Here is a 17,008-nt window from a genome sequence, read left to right as displayed (position 1 = left end):
CCATGCCTGTCGAGATTTACCGGTAATATAGCCAACACCGACTTTCAAGCTGACAAATTCCAATATGACCAAGAGCAAGACGTTTACCTATGCCCCGCAAAAGAGATTCTCTATCCAGGCAGAATAAGAGAAGTCAACGGAGTAAAATATCGAACCTACAAAAACTACCGGGCCTGTAAGGGCTGCCCCTTAAAGGATCAATGCACCAAAGCCCAGAAGGGCCGAACAATTAGCCGCAACCTAGCCCAGCCATTACTGGATGAAATAGACCGCCGGACCAAGGAAAATCGAAAACTGTATGTACAAAGGCAAATGATCGTAGAACACCCATATGGAACCGTAAAAAGGGGCTTGGGTTATAGTTACTTTTTAACCAGGGGATTAGTGTCTGTAAATACGGAAAACAAGTTACATATGTTGGCCTACAACATGCGAAGAGTAATCAATATTCTGGGAGTTGAAGAAATAGTAAAAAGGCTGGCCTCAGCATAAACTGCACCAGCCTGTTTTTTATCAAAATATCACTAGTAATACTAAATGACCAGTAAAACCTATCACGTAGTTTTGGGATCTCATCGAAAGTTCTCACACGGTCTGCCGTCCCCATGCCTGCCCATGCCTGTGCCCATGCCTGTTCATGCCTGTTTTAGCGGCGGGATCTTTTTACCACTTTATTGTATACGTTGGAGGGTATGAGGTGTCGCGACAGGTCGAGGACCCGGTCCAGCATTCTCAGTAAAGGTTCACTGCCGTCCCAGTAGGATTCCAGGCGATTGTAAGATACGCTGTTCATCAGTCTCTTCAAAACCAGTGCTAAGAGCAGGACATCATCAACTTGACCGAGGGCCGGGATCATATCAGGCAAAAAATCCATGGGAGACAGCACATAGGCGGCTGTGCCCAAGAGCATGAGGCGGTCGGCATGGCTCACCCCTTCGTCTTTTAGCAGCCGATATACCATTTTTAAGAGGTTGGGCACAAAATGTATGATTTCCTGCGCCGCGTTACTATGCCGCTCCCGCCCCATCGTTTGGGCATCCAGATTTTCATAAGCCATAGCAGTCCCTCCTTTTTATTCGTGTCATGCTCAGAATACAATTTTCTTACCCCGCACATTCACTGACAGTATAAGTGCCACCGCCAGCAGATTGGTCAGCATGGAACTACCCCCATAGCTGATGAAAGGCAGTGGTATCCCGGTCACCGGCATTATACCGATGCACATGCCGATATTCTCAAATATGTGGAACAGCCACATGGCAGAAATCCCGGTTACTAGTAACGCTCCGTACAGTTCGCGGGAAGTGTAAGCTATATACACCGCCCGAGTAAGAAGCAGTCCAAACAACAACAAGACTAGACCTGCACCTATAAAGCCCAATTCTTCACCGATGACCGCATAGATGAAGTCAGTATGATGTTCAGGTAAAAAATTGAGCTGTACCTGACTGCCTTGAAAAAGCCCCTGTCCGCTGAAGCCTCCCGACCCGATGGCCACTAGTGACTGAATGGTGTTCCAGCCGGCATCGCGCCCTCCCATGCCGTCGTTGTATGGATCTATGAACACGATCAGGCGCTTTAATTGATAGTCCTTTAACGGAATCCACATGTCAAACTGAAAGTGCAAGAACAAGACTAACCCAATCAAAGCCAGCGCACCAAAAAAGATAAATAGCAAAATGCGCTGATTGGCGCCGGCCACATACATCATGATAAAAGTAATAGCAATGTAAACCAGGGCCGTTCCAAGGTCGGGCTGGAGCATGATCAATACAAATGGCACCCCCATGAATGCAAAACAGGGCAGCATCCCAGCCAGGTTGTTCAAATCTTGGCGACGGCGCTGTAAAAAGTCGGCAAATGCCAGCACTAAAAGCACTTTGGTGAACTCGGCGGGCTGCAGCGGCGGCAAGGGGCCAATAGAGATCCATCCGGTAGTGCCCCGCACTTCTTCACCAAATAGCAATACCACTACCAGCATAAGCACGGAGAGACCATACAACAAAAAGCTTATGCTCTTCAGTTCCAGGTAATCGTAGCGGACGATGACTATTATCCCCACCAGGCCGATAGCGACCATCACCAGTTGTTTCTTTATGAAATAATAAGGATCGCTGGATATCCCGCTGCTGGCACTTACCTGAATGACCATCCCCATCACCAGGATGGCGGCCAAACTCAGCAGGAAAGGGCGATCCACAAATTTCAACCTTTTTTGGTCCACATTTAAACCCTCCCTGACCATTATAGAATGCAGCAAAAACTACTGTCCACCCTCAAATCAAGGCGGCACTCCCCCCATTGCGCCCGATTACAAACAGCCCATATCTGCAGAAATGACAAAGCCCGGGGTGGGCGGCCCGGGCCTTGTCGGACGTTAGAAGCTCAAGGACTTACTTTAAGGAGGAATTATGTCATTGATGAACCCTGCACCTCAGCCATGCGGGTGCGTTTAAATCCCTTCACCGGTATATTGGCTACCAGGGCGAAGGCTGAGTCCTCATTGGCCAGATTGACCTGCAGAGCTTCTTCATCTATCTCCAAATACTCGCGGATGACCTTAAGTAAATCTTCCTTAATTAGGTTGAGATATTCAGGAGAAATCGTATTGCGATCATGCACCAGCACCAGACGCAGGCGTTCTTTGGCTACTTCCTTGCTGGAGGTGTTGTCCTTGGAGAAGATTCTGCCTAATACATCTAGTAATGCCATGCCCTTCCCCCCTATCTAGCCAGTTTCAGCATTCTCTTGAATTTATCGACCAGGTTGTCAGTATTCTCGGTTTCTATGGGTACGGTCTCTCCCATGACCCGTCGTGCAATACGCCGATAAGCCCCCCCGGCACGGGAAGCAGTCTCCAATACGGCTGGTTCGCCGCGATTGGTGGAAACCACGATGGTTTCGTCTTCAGGAACCACTCCCAACAGATCAATGGCCAGAATATCCATGATGTCTTCAATATCCATCATGTCGCCGCGCTTCACCATCTTACTGCGCAGGCGGTTAATGATCAGTTTGCTTTTGCCCAGTCCCGCCGCTTCCAGCAGACCGATGATACGATCGGCATCCCTGACCGAGGATACTTCTGGAGTAGCCACTACGATAGCATCGTCAGCACCGGCTATTGCATTGCGAAAGCCTTGCTCGATACCAGCCGGGCAGTCCACCAGGATAAAGTCAAATTCATTACGCAATTCATTGGTCAAATTCTTCATCTGATGCGGAGTGACTGCAGTCTTATCCTTGGTCTGGGCAGCCGGCAGAAGAAACAGAGCCTCATAGCGTTTGTCCTTGATCAAACCCTGTTTTAGCTTGCAGTTGCCGTTGACCACATCAACAATATCGAACACGATACGGTTTTCCAACCCCAGGACCACATCCAGGTTTCTTAATCCAATATCGGTATCCAGCATGACTACCTTTTTGCCCATCATAGCCAGAGCTGTCCCTAAGTTAGCGGTAGTAGTAGTCTTGCCCACCCCGCCTTTTCCGGAAGTTACAACCAGAACCCTACTCTTCATCCCCAAGCCTCCAATCATATTTTTAACTTTTCAATAACCACCTTATCATCTCTTATACGGGCCACTTCAGGGTTTTTGACCGATACTACTTCGTTGTCCGGCGGTCTGGTAATATGGTCAGCTATTCGCAATTGAGTCGGTCTCAGGCGATATGCTGAGATCACTGCGCTCTGGTCACCCAATGCCCCGGCATGGGCCATGCCTCGCAGGCACCCCATCACCACGATGTTGCCACCAGCCACAATCTCTGCACCCGGGTTGACATCACCCAGTATAACGATATTGCCGCTGCTGGCAAGTTTCTGCCCGGAACGCACATTTTTACATAAAAGCATGGTTTCCTGGTAATGCGGCATATTGTCAATGAGCGGCTTATCCCGGGCAGACTCCCCATCATCGCCGACTATATCCTTTAGATATACTCCATGAGACAACATCACCAATTCCAGTTCTTTCAGTTCACGGTTGGTCAGGCGCCGCTTACCCATAGCCAACGCAATCTGCGTTCCATGAGGGCATTTCAATAGGGTCAGCTGCTGGTCCAGGCCGTGTTTCATATCACTAAAGCGCTGGTAGGGGCTTAAATCAATGGTATCCTGCACAAACATCTCTTTTGCTGCGGTCAACATTCAACCACCCCCTTAACAGTGTTGCAGGTCCTACTCCCTAATCATTCTATGAGTGGCATTTTATTCCTTTAGCGAAAAAACACAAGATAGGGGTTTTTCGCGCTAAAAACCCCTATCTTAGTCGGTTGATCACCATTAAATTACGCCATTAGTCTACAGCGATATTCGACATGTTGTGGGAAACTTGTTCCTGATTCATATTATACTGGCGGTGGTCCTTTATGCCAAAGTATTGCTCGAAAACATCCCGGGCCACTAACCCTGCCGACTCACTGCCGTGGTATCCATACTCCACCACCCCGGCGAAGGCGATCTCCGGATCGTCATACGGCGCAAAAGCCAGGAATACCCCATTGTAATTCTGCGAGGAGCCGTCAGGAGCACGCCGATTCTGAGCCGTACCGGTTTTAGCAGCCACCCGGATGTGAGCCGGGAAACTATTGAAGAGAAAGTGACCGGTGCCTCCGGGTTCGGTGACGGCCAGCATGGCCTGCCTGGTCTGAGCCAGGGTGCGGCTGGACACCGCCACTTGGTGCAGCAGGGTGGGGCTGAACTGTTGTATGACCCGCCCGTCGGAGGCCACTATGCGGTCCACCACGTAAGGCTGCATCAGCCGCCCGCCGTTGGCTAGCGCAGCAGCGAAATTTGCCAGTTGCAAGACGGTGTATTCGTTATATCCTTCTCCTATCGACATATTAAAAGTGTCATAGGCCTGCCACTTGGTGTTGAAATTATAGTCAATCTGGTACTGAGCTTCCCATTTGGCGATTTCATTCTTTTTTTGTGACTCCAGCTTACGACGTGAATCCTCATCAGCAGCCTGATCCAATAGATTTTGATACTTTTCTTCAATTTGCGTTTTCAAAGCCTGGTATTTACGATCTGTAAGGACCGCGTTCAGTTCCCGCTTCCACTCTGCGGTGGGCAAAAGCCCAGCGGTTTCATAAGGCAGGTCGACGCCGGTCTTGCTCCCCAGACCGAGCTCCCGGGCGATTTTAACGATGTTCTCCTGGCCTACACGGCGGCCCATCTCTTGGAAATACACATTACAGGAACCCGCCATGCCGGAGTAGTAATTGACATTGCCGTGCACCCCCCAGCACTTAATATACGGTGCTACCCAATAGGCCCCCTTGCAGTTAACATATTCCTTGTCAGGGTCCATCAAGCCGGTCTCTAATGCGGCCATACCTGTAATCGGCTTAAAGGTAGAGCCAGGCGCATAGCTGACCTGAATGGCTCGGTTTAGGAAGGCTCCAGGATTCATGGGGTCGTATACCTCACCCTGGGGAAAATAGTAAGCCGCACGCTGTGAGCTGATATTTCCCTTCCAATCATCAGGCACCATGGCAGGTACACTGCACATGGCCAAGATTTGCCCGGTCTTGACATTGAGCAAGACCGCCGAGGCTACCCGGGCGCGCGGATGCCTGGGCTGCAATCCGGCCAGCATGTTATCCATGCTCTGTTCCATTACTCGCTGCAGGTCCTGATCCAAAGTGAGATACAGGTTATTGCCCCGGCGGGGCTCTAAAGTCACCAGTTCCCGCACCGGACGCCCGCGCGAGTCGACCTCCACATTACGCGCTCCATCCTGACCGCGCAGTTCCTTCTCGTATTGCTTTTCAACTCCCGATTTGCCGATCAGACTGCTCAACCCATACTTATAATCCTGCTGCTGGTCGATTTCCTCGGGGGTTATGGAGTGCATATAGCCTAACACATGGCCGGCCAGAGCCCCCTGGGGATAATTGCGCAGGGGTTCCACCGCGATCTCCACTCCGGGCAGCTCCTGACGGTGTTCCTCCAATTGAACCACCAACTCCCAGGGAATATCGCGCAACAATACCACCGGCTCATAGAGGCGGTTTTTTTGCAGGTTGATCTTTTCATTTATCATTTCTGCTGTGGTCTCCGGGTAGGCAGGCTGAAGCAGAGAAACCAGGCGCGAAACCACCTCGGTCTGATCAGTCATAGCCGGGTAGTTCAAACTCAGAGTATACACCAGCTCGCTGGCGGCCATAACATTGCCGTTGCGGTCGTATATTTCTCCCCGGGCCGCTTTGATGGGCACCAGGCGCACCCGGTTTTCCTTGGCCTTAGCCTGATATTCGGTATTGTGTAAGAGCTGCACTACCGCCAACCTGACTAAGAGCACCGTCAGCAACGCAATCACCAGGTAGGAATATGATTTCAACCTGGGCCTTACTTCTTCGGTTTTCATTTACCTCTCCCTATTGTGACGCAGCAAGCCGTGCCGTGAAGAATTATAGTACCATACATATAAAGGCGTGGCTAATAAAAGATTATAGCTGGCCTGAAAGAACAGAGTGATCAAGACTTGCCGGTCGGCTTCTGTCATCACCCCAAGTACCAGGCTGGTAAAAAATAAAAAAAGATAATTCAACACCGTGCCGATCAGCACCGACAGAATGCCTACAGCCAGATTCTCTTTGAAAACATTGCCCTGCAAAGCACCGATGAGATAGCCCGTTAGTCCTTTGGCCAGCGCGTTCATGCCGATAAACCGACCCAATAGCAGGTCTTCTAAGAGTCCACACCAGAATCCATATTGTGCGGCTTTGCGGGCGTCGTTTAAAAGCGCATAAAAGATCACAAATACCAGGACCAGGTCCGGTAATGTGTTCTTTATACTATAGGCGGAAAACAGTGTCGACTGTAAAAATAATGACAGAACTGGCAGCAAGCACAGCATCAGGTAGCGCACGCTTTACTCCTTCGCGCCTGGAGCGCCCTGGTACGAGGTGATCAGTAAGACTTCTTCCAACTGGTCAAAGGATACCACCGGCTTGACAGTTGCTGATTTCAACAAACCTCCTGGTTCTTCGGTTATATCCTGAATGGTCCCAATAACGATGCCCGGGGGATAGATCTCCGACAAACCTGAGGTCACCACTCGCTCTCCGATATTAATGGTGGAATAATAGGGGATGTTTGCCATCTCCAGGAGATTATCATCGCCCACCCCGGCAACGATGCCCCGAGTCTCTCGGCTGTCCTGGGAAACCACCCCCACCGCCATCTCGCGGTCTGTTAAGAGATTTACCTGGGCGGTGTGAGGGCTGGTGCTAGCTACCCTTCCGACCAACCCCTGAGGGCTGATAACGGCCATATTACGCCTGACTCCATCGGTTTCGCCCTTATCCAACACCAGGTACTGATACCATGTGCTAGGGCTGCGGGCGATGACCCGGGCCGGAGTCAGCCGGTAGATCTCCAGGTTATCGTTCTGGAAGCCGATCAGGTTCTGCAGCCGCAGAGCCTCGGCGCGGTATTCGGTCAGAGCCTGATTTTCCAGTGTCAAGGTCTGATTATGTTGTTTTAAAGTCTCTATTTCTTGCAGCAGTTCTCGCTTGTTGGAAAAAACCGCGGTCACATCGGCAAAATTCAGGTTAAACCCGGTGAAGCCGCCCTGAAAAAACGCAAACCCTTCGCGGATAGCGCTTTCCGGGTAGGTTATGTTCTCCCGCTCTGCAGCGCTGGCGTGCATAGCAAGAAAAGCTACCGTAAATGCCGCCAACAGTAGCCACAGGTATTTATTGCGCAAAATTGCAAGCAATCCACTCACCCAACTTATAAGGTGCGTTTATGTGATACCAGCACCCTCTTTAATACTTCTATGTTCTCCAACACCTTGCCCGTCCCCAGACCGACTGCTAAAAGCGGGTTCTCACAGACATATACCGGCATATTGGTTTCCTGGCTGATCAATTTATCCAATCCCTTGAGTAAACTGCCTCCCCCGGCCAAGATGATGCCACGGTCCATAATGTCGGCGGCCAGCTCCGGCGGAGTCTTCTCCAGGCAGACCTTGATTCCGTCGACAATATGCTGTACAGTCTCCTTCAGCGCTTGTTGGATCTCCGTGGAAGTGATGCTTATGGTCTTAGGAAGCCCTGTGACCAGGTCTCGGCCCCGCACCTCGTAGTTCTCTTCTTCGCCCTCCCACAGGGCAGAACCAATCGATATTTTGATGTCCTCGGCAGTGCGTTCTCCGATCAGCAGGTTGTAATTCTTACGCAGGTGCTGGATGATGGCTTCATCCATGTTATCCCCGGCAATCCGCACCGATCTGGCGGTCACGATGCCCCCCAGAGAAATGACAGCTACCTCAGTAGTACCCCCACCTATGTCTACCACCATGTTGCCGGTAGGCTCATGCACCGGCATACCTGCTCCGATAGCAGCAGCCATGGGCTCTTCAATCAAATAAGCCTCTTTCGCACCACCTGCCAACGCGGCTTCGCGGACCGCCCGCTCTTCTACCGTGGTGCAACCGGTGGGTATGGAAACGATCACTCTCGGCCTGATAAAAGGCGTCTTTTGCCCTAATGCTTTGCTGATAAAATACTTCAACATCGCCTGGGTAACGTCAAAATCGGCAATAACCCCATCTTTCATGGGACGAATGGCCACGATATTGCCCGGGGTGCGGCCTATCATCTGCTTGGCCTCTTCGCCCACAGCCAGGACTCGCCCATTGTCATTCTGAATAGCCACCACTGATGGCTCGGTCAACACAATACCTTTACCCTTGACATGTACAAGAGTATTGGCGGTGCCCAAATCTATTCCCATATCTCTAGCGAAAACCAAATGTGTTTCCTCCTTATAATGCTATATCAGTCCTCGGGATTTCATGCTGCAATAATTATTATCACCAATTATCACATGGTCCAAGACTTCTATACCCACAATCTGCCCGGCTTCAACCAGTCTCCGGGTAGTCTCCATATCTTCGTTGCTGGGGCTGGGATCGCCGCTAGGGTGATTATGAACCAGAATAATAGCAGCGGCGCTGCGCTTGATGGCGTTTTTAAAAACCTCTCGGGGATGGGCGATGGAACTGTGCAGTCCCCCCACCGATATATCCTCGGCTACGATGATGCCGCCTTTCCGGTCCAGGTAAATGACTTTAAAATGTTCCCGGTCCAGGTAGCGCATATCCTCCATAACCAATGTCTTAACATCCTCGGGCGAAGTTATTACCGCCTTGTTTTCCTGACACAACGCCAGGCGACGCCCCATTTCGATAGCGGCTTTGATGCTGACCGCTTTGGCCAGACCAATACCACGCTCGCTCATCAACTCTTCCAGACTGGCCTCTTTTAGCTTGCGCAGGGTTCTGTATTTGATCATTAGCTGTTCGGCTAGATCCAAAGCATTCATCCTGGCAGTGCCCATGCCCAGGATGATGGCCAGCAACTCGTGGTCGTCTAGGCGCCCTTCGCCCAACCGGGCCAGTTTCTCCCGGGGCCGCATGTCCTCGGGCAGATCCTTAATGCCTACCGCATTGTAGCTCATCCACTTTCACCCCCAGTAAATGTAAGCCTTGTTCTTGCAGCATTAAATACAGGGTATGAAGTGGCAATCCTACTACATTATAAAAACAGCCCTCGATTTGCTCTACAAATACAGCGCCCAAGCCCTGCGCCCCATAAGCGCCAGCCTTGTCCATGGGCTCACCACTAGCGATATAAGCCCAGATTTCATCTTCCTGAATATTACGAAAACGCACCCGGGTTATTTCACTTCGGGTTTGTATACTTCCAGTGGCAGTGTTTAAGACGCACACCCCGGTCATCACCTGATGTTCCCGCCCGCTGAGCAATGACAGCATCGCAAAGGCTTCTGAGCTATCGCCGGGCTTTCCCAGAACCCGTCCGTCGACTACCACAATAGTATCAGCCGCAATTATAAGGGCATCAGGTTCCATACCGGCCACCGCCCTGGCTTTGGAGGCGGCTAAGTCGGCACAAGCCTGAACCGGGTCCCCCTGAATATCATTAAGGCTCTCATCTACATCGGCAGGATTGCAGGTGAACCGCAGGCCAATTAGAGAAAGCAGAGTTTTACGTCGGGGGGATTGTGAAGCCAGGACGACACGCATGGTCTTTATCCTCTCATCTATAACTTTCTAAACAACACATAGGCGATTAGAATTCCCAACAGGGTGAAAATGCTAACATTAAACATCAACCCCAGGGTCAGCGAAAAGATTTTCAAATCAAGCGTAAAAGGGGCAAATCCCAGGTTTTGCATCCTCCCCAGAACCTGCCCGGCGGGCCATGTTTTGACTATAGCGTCCCCTATAAAACTCCCGATGATACCCCCCAGTATCAAGAGGAGGGCCAGGATCTGCCATCCAGTTTGTAATCTGCCGCGACCAGCCACTGTATCCTCCTATAACTTCTTTACAAGTTTAGCATTACCCTTGATCAAAAACAAGGTAAGCAAAAAAGGAGAATGCCTCTTTATTCCGAGCATTCTCCGCCAATTGTGATGATTTACAGCCCTGGCCATTTTGACAGCTATTAGCGGTTCAAGGCCAGATTAAAGCTCAAGATTTCTAAATTGACCGACAGGTCGACATTGCGTAAAACGATGTCCGGGGGCACCTTCAAGACTCGTGGGGAAAAGTTCAGTATGGCTTTGACCCCAGCCTCCAGAAGCTGATCGGTGACGTCCTGGGCATGAGCTGCCGGTACCGCGATGACCCCGATCTGTATCTCATGCTGAAGGACCAGGGCAGCCAGTTCTTGCAGGGATTTGATTTCCAATTCGCCCAGGGTATTGCCTATTATGTCAGGATTTACATCCAGTATCGCGCAAATATTGAAACCGCGATCTGAAAATCCCTGATACAAGGCCAGGGCTGATCCGAGTTTGCCGGCTCCGACTATAATAGTATTCCAGCGGTGGTCCAAACCCAGGATCTTCATTAACTGACAGTATAATTCGGAAACCTTGTATCCCACTCCACGGGTTCCAAACTCCCCGAAATAGGCCAGGTCTTTTCTTACCTGAGCTGAGCTGACCCCTACACCATTGGCAATCTCCCCGGAAGAAATGGTGTCCTCGCCTTCTTCCATGAGTTGGTGCAGATAGCGGGAATAGATCGACAATCTCATGACAGTGGCTTCAGGTATTTTAAACGCCTTCAAGAACTCCAACTCCTTTGGCTGGCTGTGGTGTTCCATTAACAAAAAATAACCAGCGATAATGAATTTTTTCACTAACTCCAGACAGGATTAGCCTCATTATAGCAAAATCTTGATAATGTTGTACACCACTATCGCCACCAGAGCGGAAGAAGGAATGGTCACAAACCAGGCCAGGACGATTTGCCGGGCAATATTCCAGCGCACTCCTTTAAGGCGTTTGGCGGCCCCCACCCCCATGATGGAAGATGACACCACATGGGTGGTGCTGACCGGAGCACCCAGCAAGCTGGCTCCATATATGACTGCAGCGGAGGTAGCATCAGCGGCAAAACCATTGATGGGTTCAATGCGAAAAATTTTGCCGCCCATGGTGCGGATGATCTTCCACCCCCCGAAGGCGGTTCCCGCCGACATGGCCAGGGCGCAGCATACTTTGACCCACAGCGGCACATAAAATTCCGGTATTAAACTGGCACTGACTAGTACCATAGCGATAATGCCCATGGACTTCTGAGCGTCATTGCTGCCATGGGCAAAAGAGGCCATACAGGCGGAAACGATCTGCAGTTTGCGGAATTGGTTGTTAACTCTTGCCGGAGCAGCGTTTTTAAAGACCCAAAAAAGTATTGTCATCACCACACTGCCGGCCACCAGCCCTATTATCGGGGAAGCCAATAGTCCCACCACAATTCTGCCAAAACCACCCCATAGTACCTGCTGCGCACCTACAGCACCGATGACCGCTCCCAACAGGCCTCCTATCAATGCATGTGAAGAGCTGCTGGGGATGCCGAAGTACCAGGTGAACAGATTCCAAAAAATAGCCCCGATGAGTGCGCATATTAACACCAAGGGGGTGATCAGATCGGGTGGTACGATGCTCTTGCCAATGGTGTTGGCGACCGCGGTGCCGCTTAGGGCACCAGCAAAATTGAGGGTAGCGGCCACAACAATAGCCGCCCGCGGAGAAAGGGCTTTTGTAGATACTGAAGTTGCGATGGCGTTGGCAGTGTCATGAAAACCGTTGATAAAGTCAAAGATCAGAGCCAGGATTACCACCAGGCCGATTAATATCAAACTAGACATACTTGACCGCTATTCCCTTAAGAATATTACCTACATTTTCACAGTAGTCCAAGGTGGTTTCAAGATGCTCGTAAATCTCTTTCCATTTTATTATGTCCACTACATTGGTGGTGTTCTCAAAAAGAAGGGCAATGCCTGCGCGATACAGGTAATCGCCCTCGTGTTCATATGATCTTATCCTCTCACTGGACTCGATGATGCCATTGTGATTGGTTCTTACATCGGGCAACTTCGCTACTGCGGATTTAATCTCCTGAGCCGCTTCCTGTAGTACATAAGCTAGTTTTAGGACATAGGATTCCTTCGGCTTGACTGCTTTGTAAATCACTATTTTCTCCATGGTCCCCTGAATGTGGTCTAATACATTGGTAAGTTCCCGCGTCAGAGCCAAAATATCCTCCCGGTCAAAAGGAGTCACAAAGGAGTTGTTGATCTGTTGCATGACTTTGCTCATGGTATCATTGCCGCGTTCTTCGACTGCGCTGATCATTTCCAGTTTGCTTACGGGATCGCTTTGATGCTCGAGATAATCCTTTAATATGTCAGCTGCTTCCCAGATGGCTTCAGCGATTTCATCAAAATAGTTAAAGAATTTTTCTTCCCGCGGTTTCAATTTTATTACCACCTGTATACCTCCCCGTATACAATTCTGGTTTAATTATAACAATTAGTCGCATAGAACTTTGTTAACAATGTGTTAAGGTAAGTTGCCGGTTTTAACAAAAGTTTTACATTACCCGCGGTCCAGATAACAGATACTGTCGGGCCTGGTCTATTACAAAAAAGGAGCCGGTCACCAGCAAATATTCAGCCTTGCCTAGTATTGAGCGGCTTAACTCCGCGGCCCTGGCGATGTCTGGTTCGACTGTGCAGGGAACCGCAGGAAACAACTGCTGCATAATATCACCACAGCGCCTCCAGTTTTGGCTGCGCGGTCCCGCCGGTCTGGTGACTACGCACGCGGCACTGCCATTACCCAAAATATTCAATACTTGCGCGGCATCTTTGTCGTCTAGCATGCCAACCAGAAGCACTTTTTCCCTGCCGGGCAGGAGTTCTTTAAGAGCTTGATCGAGCGCCCGGGCTGCCTGAGGGTTGTGAGCCACATCACATATTATCAGGGGATCGTGGCTGAGCACTTCTAAGCGCCCTGTTGAATGCAATTTACCCAGTGCTGATTTAATATATTCGTCGGTTACAACAAACGATATCTTTTCCAATTCAGTCAGAGCGGTCAAGGCACAGCTTAAATTACCCAGCTGAAAACGGCCTGGGAGCGACAACCAAACCTTTTCCAGTTGATGTTGGCCGGCCTTTATATCCACCCATTGCCCGCTGAGGTCCTGAGGACCAGCGACAGCAATTCGGGTCCGGCAGCATTCCCTCACCGGACTGTTTAGCTCACCGGCCCGAGCTTCGATGACCTGCCGGGCTTCAGCCTCCATTTTGCCTACTACCACCGGAACACCCGGCTTTATGATCCCGGCCTTGTTAACAGCGATCTCCGCCAGGGTTTCTCCCAAAAAGGCCATGTGATCATAGTCTATCGAGGTGATTACGCACAGACAAGGCAAGGCGGCTGTAGTGGCATCATAGCTTCCGCCCATGCCGGTTTCCAAGACCGCGATATCAACTCCCTCTTCTTTGAAGAAGAGAAAGGCGATGGCGGTCAATATTTCAAACTCGCTGGGAAAATCATGCGTAGAAAGGCTCCGGGCTGCCTTTAACACTTTTTCCAGGTAAACATGTAGTTGACCGGGCGAAATAGCCCGGTCATCGATCTCAAATCGTTCGCAATAGGAGTGCAGGTGCGGGGAGCTGTATCGCCCGGTGCGATATCCTGCGGCCGTTAATACCCTGGCAATAATCAGTGCGGTAGAACCCTTGCCATTAGTGCCGGCTACCTGAACCACCTTAATATCTTGCTGGGGATTACCCAGAGCCTCTAACAGCAGAGTAATCCTCTCCAGTCCTGGCTTTATACCCAACTGGCATGATTCCTGCAGTTTGGCTGCTATTATCCCTTCAAAATCTGCAGACGTTGTATAATCCCCTCTCTTTTAGCCTCAGCTTCCTGCAATTTGCCCTGTTCTTTGGCGATGACCCCTGCCGGAGCCTTGGCCACGAACTGGGGATTGTTCAGTTTAGCATCAGCCTTATCAATTTCAGCCTGTGCGGTCTTCAGCTCTTTTTGCAGGCGCTGCATCTCTTTATCCACATCGATAGCCCCACCCAGGGGAACATACAACTCGGCTTCAGCCATCAGACTGGCCGCAGCCTGCCGGGGCTTGTGCTCCAATTGGGCTACGACCTGCACTTCCTGCAGGTTGGCCATGTCTTCCATCAGACCACGATTAGCAGTCAGCATGTTCCTGACTCCCTCGTCGGCAACCACCGCCACAACCTGCAGCGGGGTCCCCGGGTTGACCGAAAACTCCGCCCTGATGTTGCGGATGGAACGAATCATCTGCATAAGCAACTGCATATCCCTGACGTCGTCTGGCCAAACTGTAGTGCCCGCTGGCCAGGCATCCAGCATAATAGTCTCATGGTGGCCGGGAAGATGCTGGTAGATCTCTTCGGTGATAAAGGGCATGAAGGGATGCAGAGCACGCAGTATATCCAGCAACACCTTGACCAGCACATTCTGCGCTACCAGGCGGCTCTGTTCCTGACTGCGATCAAACAGGCGCGGTTTGACCAGTTCGATGTACCAGTCGCAGAACTCATCCCAGATAAACTCATACAGTTCACGGGCGGCCTCACCCAGGTCAAATTTTTCCAGGTGAGCGGTTATGTCCCCCAACCGGGCAGTAAGTTCTGAAATGATCCAACGGTCCGCCAAGGTGAGATCATTCTCATCTATATCCATCGGCTTATAACCATCCAAATTCATCATTACGAAGCGGGAGGCATTCCAGATCTTGTTGGCGAAGTTCCGGGTATTCTCCACCTTCTCCCAGTTGAAACGCACATCGTTTCCCGGGGTTACCCCGGTAGTCAGGGAGAAGCGCAGGGTATCGGCCCCGTATTTCTCAATCACCTCGATGGGATCGATGCCGTTGTCCAGAGACTTGCTCATTTTCCTTCCCAGCCCATCCAATACCAGTCCGTGGATATTGACCACCGAGAAGGGAGCTTTGCCGGTCTGTTCGATGCCGGAGAAGATCATCCGGGCCACCCAGAAGAATATGATATCGCGCCCGCTGACCAGAACGCTGGTGGGATAGTAGTAGCGCAAATCCTGGGTGTCATCAGGCCAGCCCAGGGTGGAGAAGGGCCACAGGGCGCTGGAAAACCAGGTATCCAGGACGTCTTCGTCCTGCACCAGGCTAGATGATTGACACTGCGTGCAGGCAGAGGGATCAGTACGGCTGCAGATCACTTCACCGCAATCCTGGCAGTACCATACCGGAATGCGGTGGCCCCACCACAACTGCCGGCTGATGCACCAATCGCGGATATTCTCCATCCAGTTGGTGTAAATGCGGGTGAATCGTTCCGGGACGAAGCGGATCTCACCGGCTAGAACGCGCTCAATGGCCGGTTCGGCCAGGGGCTTCATTTTAACGAACCACTGCGTGGAAATGAGCGGCTCTATGACGGTGTCACAGCGCTGGCAATGCCCCACCGCATGCTGATGTTCTTCAATTTTTAAGAGATAACCTCCCCGGGTCAGGTCTTCCACCACCCGCTGGCGGCATTCATCACGGCTCAATCCCTGGTAGACCCCGGCATTCTCATTCATAACGCCATAATCATCCATAACCGCGATCTGGGCCAGGTCATGGCGCAGGCCCATTTCGAAATCGTTGGGATCATGAGCCGGAGTGACCTTCACCGCACCGGTCCCAAACTCACGATCAACGTAACTATCCGCAACTACGGGAATCAACCTGTCCATAAGCGGCAAAACCACCTGACGCCCTACCATATGCTGATAACGGCTGTCCTCGGGATGCACTGCCACCCCGCTGTCACCCAGCATGGTCTCCGGTCGGGTAGTTGCTACCACGATATAATCGTCACTGTCCTTTACGGGATATTTAATGTACCACAGCTTGCCGACGGTGTCTTCATGCTCGACTTCAATATCTGAAATGGCGGTATGGCAGCGGGGACACCAGTTTACTATATAATCCCCTTTATAGATCAGGCCTTTCTCAAAAAGGCTCACAAACACCTCACGCACTGCCCGGGAGCAGCCTTCATCCATGGTGAAGCGTTCCCTGCTCCAGTCGCAGGAAGCCCCCATCAGCCTCAACTGGCTGGTTATACGGTTGCCGTACAGGTGTTTCCATTCCCACACCTTTTCCAGAAATCCCTCACGCCCCAGATCATGTTTGGATATACCCTGCTTAGCCAATGACTCCTCCACCCGGGCCTGTGTGGCGATGCCAGCGTGGTCGGTTCCGGGGACCCAGAGAGCATTGTACCCCTGCATACGCCGCCAGCGGGTGAGGATGTCCTGTGGAGTGATATCCATGGCATGGCCGAGATGAAGAGCACCAGTGACATTGGGAGGCGGCATAACGATTGAAAAGTGCTTTTTGCTGTAATCAGGGAAAGGGGTGAAATAACCTTTCTCTTCCCAATATGAATACCACTTCTTTTCCACCGCCCCGGGGTTGTACACACTGGGCATATCATGTCCCTCTGACATATGATAACCTCCTCCGTTCTAATCACCAGGCTCGAATTTTTTAATTTCTGACTGTATAATGTCAATTTTACTGAATATCATCCCTACAGCGCAACTGATAAGGCCAAAATCATGGCAGAGCAGTACATGACTTCCGTATCAGGG

18 protein-coding genes are annotated in these 17,008 nt (G+C 51.0%); 1 reads left to right on the top strand and 17 read right to left on the bottom strand.

The window, feature by feature from the left end:
- Positions 1–6: 6 nt before the first annotated feature.
- Positions 7–492 (top strand): transposase, encoded by a 486-nt coding sequence (locus AC15IQ_RS12220; protein WP_483179616.1) that lies wholly within the window; start codon positions 7–9, stop codon positions 490–492.
- A 154-nt stretch (positions 493–646) separates the two neighbouring features.
- Here the strand turns inward: AC15IQ_RS12220 and AC15IQ_RS12215 are convergent, their stop codons facing one another.
- From AC15IQ_RS12215 to AC15IQ_RS12135, 17 genes are all read right to left on the bottom strand, one after another.
- The gene (locus AC15IQ_RS12215) at positions 647–1,057 is read right to left on the bottom strand and encodes a YkvA family protein (RefSeq protein ID WP_483179432.1); all 411 of its coding nucleotides are present in this window, start codon (positions 1,055–1,057) and stop codon (positions 647–649) included.
- Between the two features lie 30 nt (positions 1,058–1,087).
- Positions 1,088–2,224: a rod shape-determining protein RodA gene (gene rodA / locus AC15IQ_RS12210; protein WP_483179431.1), complete on the bottom strand. Its 1,137-nt coding sequence runs from the start codon at positions 2,222–2,224 to the stop codon at positions 1,088–1,090.
- Between the two features lie 185 nt (positions 2,225–2,409).
- Positions 2,410–2,712: a cell division topological specificity factor MinE gene (gene minE, locus AC15IQ_RS12205; protein ID WP_483179430.1), complete on the bottom strand. Its 303-nt coding sequence runs from the start codon at positions 2,710–2,712 to the stop codon at positions 2,410–2,412.
- Between the two features lie 11 nt (positions 2,713–2,723).
- Positions 2,724–3,521 (bottom strand): septum site-determining protein MinD, encoded by a 798-nt coding sequence (gene minD, locus AC15IQ_RS12200; RefSeq protein ID WP_483179429.1) that lies wholly within the window; start codon positions 3,519–3,521, stop codon positions 2,724–2,726.
- Between the two features lie 14 nt (positions 3,522–3,535).
- A complete protein-coding gene (gene minC / locus AC15IQ_RS12195; protein WP_483179428.1) occupies positions 3,536–4,150 on the bottom strand; it encodes a septum site-determining protein MinC in 615 nt (204 codons plus the stop codon).
- A gap of 148 nt (positions 4,151–4,298) precedes the next feature.
- Complete coding sequence (locus tag AC15IQ_RS12190) at positions 4,299–6,374, bottom strand: penicillin-binding protein 2 (RefSeq protein WP_483179427.1); 2,076 nt, start codon at positions 6,372–6,374, stop codon at positions 4,299–4,301.
- Complete coding sequence (gene mreD, locus AC15IQ_RS12185) at positions 6,375–6,878, bottom strand: rod shape-determining protein MreD (protein WP_483179426.1); 504 nt, start codon at positions 6,876–6,878, stop codon at positions 6,375–6,377.
- 3 nt (positions 6,879–6,881) lie between these two features.
- The gene (gene mreC, locus AC15IQ_RS12180) at positions 6,882–7,739 is read right to left on the bottom strand and encodes a rod shape-determining protein MreC (RefSeq protein WP_483179425.1); all 858 of its coding nucleotides are present in this window, start codon (positions 7,737–7,739) and stop codon (positions 6,882–6,884) included.
- 5 nt (positions 7,740–7,744) lie between these two features.
- A complete protein-coding gene (locus AC15IQ_RS12175; RefSeq protein WP_483179424.1) occupies positions 7,745–8,767 on the bottom strand; it encodes a rod shape-determining protein in 1,023 nt (340 codons plus the stop codon).
- A gap of 21 nt (positions 8,768–8,788) precedes the next feature.
- Positions 8,789–9,475, bottom strand: coding sequence for a RadC family protein (gene radC / locus AC15IQ_RS12170; protein ID WP_483179423.1), 687 nt, complete (start codon positions 9,473–9,475; stop codon positions 8,789–8,791).
- The gene (locus tag AC15IQ_RS12165; protein ID WP_483179422.1) at positions 9,450–10,061 is read right to left on the bottom strand and encodes a Maf family protein; all 612 of its coding nucleotides are present in this window, start codon (positions 10,059–10,061) and stop codon (positions 9,450–9,452) included. The genes radC and AC15IQ_RS12165 overlap by 26 nt, the downstream gene beginning before the upstream one ends.
- Positions 10,062–10,078: 17 nt before the next feature.
- Positions 10,079–10,345, bottom strand: coding sequence for a DUF4321 domain-containing protein (locus AC15IQ_RS12160; protein ID WP_483179421.1), 267 nt, complete (start codon positions 10,343–10,345; stop codon positions 10,079–10,081).
- 140 nt (positions 10,346–10,485) lie between these two features.
- Positions 10,486–11,115 carry a redox-sensing transcriptional repressor Rex gene (locus AC15IQ_RS12155; RefSeq protein WP_483179615.1) on the bottom strand — a complete coding sequence of 210 codons (630 nt, stop codon included), beginning with the start codon at positions 11,113–11,115 and terminating at the stop codon, positions 10,486–10,488.
- Positions 11,116–11,211: 96 nt separating this feature from the next.
- Entirely contained in the window at positions 11,212–12,201 is a 990-nt protein-coding gene (locus AC15IQ_RS12150; RefSeq protein ID WP_483179420.1) for an inorganic phosphate transporter, read from the bottom strand.
- Entirely contained in the window at positions 12,194–12,826 is a 633-nt protein-coding gene (locus AC15IQ_RS12145) for a DUF47 domain-containing protein (protein WP_483179419.1), read from the bottom strand. The genes AC15IQ_RS12150 and AC15IQ_RS12145 overlap by 8 nt, the downstream gene beginning before the upstream one ends.
- Positions 12,827–12,929: 103 nt before the next feature.
- Complete coding sequence (locus AC15IQ_RS12140) at positions 12,930–14,189, bottom strand: bifunctional folylpolyglutamate synthase/dihydrofolate synthase (RefSeq protein ID WP_483179418.1); 1,260 nt, start codon at positions 14,187–14,189, stop codon at positions 12,930–12,932.
- A 29-nt stretch (positions 14,190–14,218) separates the two neighbouring features.
- Complete coding sequence (locus AC15IQ_RS12135; protein ID WP_483179417.1) at positions 14,219–16,864, bottom strand: valine--tRNA ligase; 2,646 nt, start codon at positions 16,862–16,864, stop codon at positions 14,219–14,221.
- Positions 16,865–17,008: the final 144 nt, after the last annotated feature.

The sequence above is a fragment of the Syntrophomonas sp. DTU019 genome, assembly GCA_913757435.1.
Classification (GTDB): Bacteria; Bacillota; Syntrophomonadia; order Syntrophomonadales; family Syntrophomonadaceae; genus DTU019.
Note: the sequence above shows the minus strand (reverse complement) of the source record. Positions and strands in the feature narration are given on the sequence as shown.